At 73.4% G+C, this 5603-nt stretch carries 4 protein-coding genes; 3 read left to right on the top strand and 1 reads right to left on the bottom strand.

Annotated features, from left to right (window positions below):
* Positions 1-506, bottom strand: a 506-nt coding sequence (locus tag ACFWH7_RS11545) for a glycoside hydrolase family 20 zincin-like fold domain-containing protein (RefSeq protein ID WP_378216649.1), incomplete at its 3' end; no start/stop codon positions are given.
* Between the two features lie 248 nt (positions 507-754).
* Between ACFWH7_RS11545 and ACFWH7_RS11540 the strand changes: the two genes are divergently transcribed.
* From ACFWH7_RS11540 to ACFWH7_RS11530, 3 genes are all read left to right on the top strand, one after another.
* Entirely contained in the window at positions 755-1786 is a 1032-nt protein-coding gene (locus tag ACFWH7_RS11540) for a LacI family DNA-binding transcriptional regulator (RefSeq protein WP_154798121.1), read from the top strand.
* A gap of 491 nt (positions 1787-2277) precedes the next feature.
* Positions 2278-3972 carry a glycoside hydrolase family 13 protein gene (locus ACFWH7_RS11535; protein WP_378216680.1) on the top strand — a complete coding sequence of 565 codons (1695 nt, stop codon included), beginning with the start codon at positions 2278-2280 and terminating at the stop codon, positions 3970-3972.
* Between the two features lie 105 nt (positions 3973-4077).
* The gene (locus ACFWH7_RS11530; protein WP_378216648.1) at positions 4078-5478 is read left to right on the top strand and encodes an ABC transporter substrate-binding protein; all 1401 of its coding nucleotides are present in this window, start codon (positions 4078-4080) and stop codon (positions 5476-5478) included.
* Positions 5479-5603: the final 125 nt, after the last annotated feature.

The following is a 5603-nucleotide window of genomic DNA, read 5'->3' as shown; positions in this document are numbered from 1 at the left end:
CTCGACCCCGGCCGCATCGAGTCGGGCGCCCCCCCCGGCCCCGGGCCCGACCAGTCGCCCCCGGAGGCGCGCGCCGCGGGCCCCCTCACCGGGCGCCACCCGCGGGGCCCCGCCGCGGGGGCGCGCGGCCGGCGGGGCGCGGGCGGCACCGCGCCCCGCCCCCCCCCCTCGACCGTGAGGCGGTAGCCCGACGGCGGGAGGTCGTCGTCGAGCGCGAACATCACCACGGTGGGGATCTCCGAGGCGTCGAGCCGCGCCGGGGCCGCCGAGCCGGCCGGTCCGGGGGCCGAGGGGTCGGCCGGCACGAGGTCGAGCCCGAAGGCGTCCTCGGTCACGCGGCGCCACCAGCGCGCGGCGGCACGCAGCGTCGGGTCGGCCACGATCCGCGCCCCGTCGACGACGGCGGTCGTGCCCTCGCCGGGCGTCAGCGCCGCAGGAGCAGGGACGATCCCGAACGGGTCCGTCGTGGACGCGGGGCGGGGCGCGGGTACCTTTTGGAAGGACACCGAACGAGCCTAGCCGCTACCACCGCAGACTCCCCACCCCCACCCGAGCCGGGCGGGCCCCCGCCCCCACCTCCACCCCGCGCCGAGAACGACATGACGGTCGGTATGAGTGCCAGAACGACCTTCATGTCGTGGTCGGCAGAGCCGTGCGCGTCGGCGCGGACCTGCGCGAGCCGCCTGACGCAAGCATGCGTTCGCGCGGCCCGGAATCACGCAAGCGGTTTGCGGCGCGGCGTATAGTCGACGGCATGTCGAGACGTCTGGCGGAGGTCGCCACCAAGGTCGGTGTCAGCGAGGCCACGGTGAGCCGCGTGCTCAACGGGAAGCCCGGGGTGTCGCAGGCGACGCGCGACGCGGTGCTCACCGCGCTCGACGTGCTCGGCTACGAGCGCCCGACCAAGCTGCGCGGCGAGCGTGGTCGTCTCGTCGGGCTCGTGCTCCCCGAGCTCGTCAACCCGATCTTCCCGGCGTTCGCCGAGGTCATCGGGGGTGCGCTCGCGCAGCAGGGCTTCACACCGGTGCTCTGCACGCGGACCGCGGGCGGCGTCACGGAGGCCGAGTACATCGACCTGCTCCTCGGTCAGCACGTGTCGGGCGTGATCTTCGCGGGCGGCTTCTACGCCGAGCGACTGGCGGACCACGCGCACTTCCGCCGCCTCGAGAAGCTCGGGCTGCCGGTCGTGCTCATGAACGCCTCGATCGAGGACCTCGACTTCCCGCGCGTCTCGTGCGACGACCTCGTCGCGATGAACCAGGCGCTCGGCCACGTGCTCTCGCTCGGCCACGAGAAGGTCGGCCTGCTGCTCGGGCCGGCGGACCACGTGCCGTCCGAGCGCAAGCTCGCCGCGGCGCAGGCGTTCGCCGAGCGGCAGGGGCACGTGCTCGACCCGACCCTCGTCGTGCACAGCCAGTACTCGCTCGAGAGCGGGCAGGCCGCCGCGAACCGCCTGCTCGAGGCGGGGGCGACGGCCATCGTGTGCGCGAGCGACCCGCTCGCCCTCGGCGCCGTCCGCGCGGTGCGGCGCGCGGGCCTCGACGTCCCGACGGACGTCTCCGTCGTCGGCTACGACGACTCCAACCTCATGAACTCCACGGACCCGGCGCTGACGACGGTCCGCCAGCCCATCGAGCCCATGGGCCGTGCCGCCGTCGACCTGCTCGCGAGCATGATCGCGGGCGCCGACGTCTCGCGCGACGAGCTCCTGTTCGAGCCTGAGCTCGTCGTGCGCGGCTCGACCGCCGCCGCGCACGCCGCCGGCCGCGAGGCCACCGCCTCCTAGCCCGCACCCCGCCTTCGCAGGGCCCCGGGCCCGCCCCGCACCCGCGCCGGACCCGGGGCCCCGCCCTCGTGCCCCCCCCCCGTCGCCCCAACCCGGGGTTGTCGGCACGGCGGAGGTCGAGCCCGCCGACATCCCCGGGCTCGGCGCGGTCGGAGTGCGTCGTGGCGCGGACGGACAGTGACGCGGAAGCGTGTGGTGCAAGAGGGCGTAGGTCTCTCGACGTCGAGAGATAGCGTTTCGATAACGGCACTGTCAGGTTCTTGCGCGCATCCTGTCGTCTAGTTACTGTCGTCCACGACGGCACGGTCGGTACCCGGTGCACGACGGCCGTCCCGGGAACCCCGGTCGGATCGAACGCAGTGCGCAGCAGCAGGCGAGGCACGGCCCAGTCACGTGCAGCCCACGAACTCACGGAAGAGGACGCGGTGAGCAACGATCACCCCCGAGTCGCCGACGGCGAACCCACCCCCGACGCGACCCTCGCGCAGGCGGTGCGGGTGCCGACGGCGGCGTCGCCCGACTGGTGGCGCAGCGCCGTGATCTACCAGGTGTACGTGCGCAGCTTCGCGGACGGGAACGGCGACGGCACGGGCGACCTCGCGGGCGTCCGCCGGCACCTCGGCTACCTGCGCGACCTCGGCGTCGACGCGATCTGGTTCACCCCCTGGTACGTGTCCCCGCTCGCGGACGGTGGCTACGACGTCGCCGACTACCGCGCGATCGACCCCCAGTTCGGCACGCTGGCCGAGGCCGAGCGGCTCATCGCGGAGGCGCGCGAGCTCGGGATCCGCACGATCATCGACGTCGTCCCCAACCACGTCTCCTCCGAGCACGAGTGGTTCCAGGCGGCCCTCGCTGCCGGCCCGGGGTCGCCCGAGCGCGAGCGCTTCTGGTTCCACCCGGGCAAGGGCGAGGACGGGTCTCAGATCCCGACACGCTGGGTCTCGGAGTTCCAAGGCAGCACGTGGACGCGCACGACGAACCCTGACGGCACGCCCGGCGAGTGGTACCTGCACGTGTTCGCGCCCGAGCAGCCGGACCTCAACTGGAGCCACCCCGACGTGCGCCGCGAGCACGAGGACATCCTGCGGTTCTGGTTCGACCGCGGCGCCGCGGGGATCCGCATCGACTCCGCCGCCCAGCTCGTCAAGGACCCGGCGCTGCCCGAGGTCCCGGCCCACCCCGGCCCGGGCGAGCACCCGCACGTCGACCGCGACGAGCTGCACGACATCTACCGCGGCTGGCGCGCCGTCGCCGACTCCTACGAGGAGCCGCGCGTCCTCGTGGGCGAGGTGTGGCTCGCGGACCGTGCCCGGTTCGCCCAGTACCTGCGCCCCGACGAGATGCACACGGCGTTCAACTTCGACTTCATGGCGCGCCCGTGGGACGCGAAGGCGCTGCGCGAGTCGGTCCAGACGACGCTCGACGCGCACGCCCCGGTCGCGGCGCCCGCGACGTGGGTGCTCTCGAACCACGACGTGACGCGCCCCGTGACGCGCTACGGCCGCGAGGACAGCTCGTTCGCGTTCGCGACCAAGCGCTTCGGCACGCCGACGGACCTGGAGACCGGGCGCCGTCGGGCCCGCGCCGCGGCGCTGCTCTCGGCAGCGCTGCCGGGGTCGTTGTACCTCTACCAGGGTGACGAGCTCGGCCTGCCCGAGGTCGAGGACCTGCCGCCCGACGCGATCCAGGACCCCATGCACTTCCGCTCCGACGGCGTCGACCCCGGTCGTGACGGCTGCCGCGTCCCGATCCCGTGGACCCGTGACGGGTCGAGCCACGGGTTCGGGCCCGACGGCGGCGCGCAGCCCTGGCTGCCTCAGCCCGCGGGCTGGGGCGAGGTGTCCGTCGAGGCGCAGGCCGACGACGAGACGTCGATGCTCGCGCTCTACCGCCGCGTCCTCGCGACACGGCGGGAGGAACCCGCGCTGCACGGCGAGGCGTTCCGCTGGCTCGACTCCCTCGGCGGGGTCGCGCTCGGCGACGACGTGCTCGCCTTCGTCCGCGGGGACACCCGCGGCGACGACGACCGCGCGGTCACGTGCGTCGTCAACCTCGGGGCCGACGACGTGCCGCTGCCCGAGGACGCCGAGGTCCTCCTCCACAGCGGCACCCCGCACGGGGCGGACGCGTCGGAGCCACCGACGCACCTCGCCCCCGACACCGCGGTCTGGCTGCGCGCGTGACGGCGCGCACGAGCCGTCAGGCCTGACCGCCACGAGTCCCCGGGCCGCGAGCCGGTCGGCCCGGACACCCAGCACACCCAGCACCACCGGAACACAGGAGTGACGATGAAGTCCACACGTCAGGCGATCGCCTTCACCCTCGCGGGGGCGCTCGCGATCAGCACGCTCGCCGCGTGCTCGAGCGGTGGCTCGGGCAGCGACGACGAGACCAGCGGCTCGGACGGCGACGGGAAGGTCACCCTCAAGGTGGTCTCCCTCCTCCCGGGCTCCGAGCAGGAGGCGATCGACGCCTTCAACGCGCAGGTCGAGGAGTTCGAGGCCGCGAACCCGGACATCGACATCGTGCCGGAGGAGTACGAGTGGAAGGCGACGACGTTCGCCCCCCAGCTCGCCGGCGGCACGCTGCCCGACGTCTTCGAGATCCCGTTCACCGACGCGAAGACGCTCGTGGAGAACGGCCAGCTCGCCGACCTCGACGAGCAGTTCCGCACCCTGCCGTACGCCGACAAGTTCAACCCGGCGATCATCGAGGCCGGGACGGGCGCCGACGGTCACGTCTACGCGATCCCCGCGAAGAACGTGTACGGCGTGGGCCTGCACTACAACCGCGCGCTGTTCGAGTCCGCCGGGCTCGACCCCGACCAGCCGCCGACCACGTGGGACGAGGTCCGCGAGGCGGCGAAGAAGATCGCGGACGCCAACCCCGGCGTGGCGGGCTACATGCAGATGTCGCAGAACAACACGGGCGGCTGGCAGCTCACGGTCAACACGTTCGCGCGCGGCGGCCGCACGCAGGAGGTCGCCGACGACGGCACGGCCACCTCGACGCTCACCAACGACGGGACCAAGGAAGCGCTCGAGTGGCTCAAGGCCATGCGCTGGGAGGACAACTCCCTCGGGAGCAACTTCCTCCTCGACTGGGGCACCATGAACCAGGCGTTCGCCGCCGGCCAGGTCGCGATGTACACGTCGGGCTCCGACGTCTTCACGTCGCTCGTCCAGACGAACGCGATCGACCCCGCCACCTACGGCCTCGCGGCGCTCCCGCTCGAGGGCGACGACGCGGGTGTCCTCACCGGCGGCACGCTCGCCGCGATGCCGGCGAACGTGGACGAGTCGAAGAAGGAGGCCGCGATCAAGTGGATCGACTTCTTCTACCTCGCGAAGCTCGTCGACGAGAAGCGCGCCGTCGCGGACGCCGAGACGCTCGTCGCGAACGACCAGCCCGTGGGCACCCCGGTCCTGCCGATGTTCTCCCAGGAGCAGTACGAGCAGAACCAGGAGTGGATCAAGGACTACATCAACGTCCCGCTCGACCAGATGACGAGCTACACGGACACGATGTTCGACCTGCCGCTCGTCGGTGAGCCGTCGCAGAAGACGCAGGAGATCTACGCCCTCCTCGACCCGGTCGTCCAGGCCGTCCTGACGGACGAGAACGCCGACGTGGACGCGCTGCTCGAGCAGGCGAACACCGAGGCGCAGTCCCTGCTCGACCAGGGCTGACGCCGAGGTCGCGCGGTCCGCACCGGGCCGCGTGACCGCAGACCCGGGCGGGGGCGGGCGGCGGCGCCGCGCCCGCCCGCCCGCCCCCCGCCCCCCGCGCGCGGCGCCGCCGGGCCCGGGGCCGC

It is taken from the genome of Cellulosimicrobium cellulans (assembly GCF_042723955.1).
Classification (GTDB): Bacteria; Actinomycetota; Actinomycetes; order Actinomycetales; family Cellulomonadaceae; genus Cellulosimicrobium; species Cellulosimicrobium cellulans_H.
The sequence above is the reverse complement of the archived record's forward strand: the minus strand, read 5'-3'. Positions and strand labels throughout refer to the sequence as shown.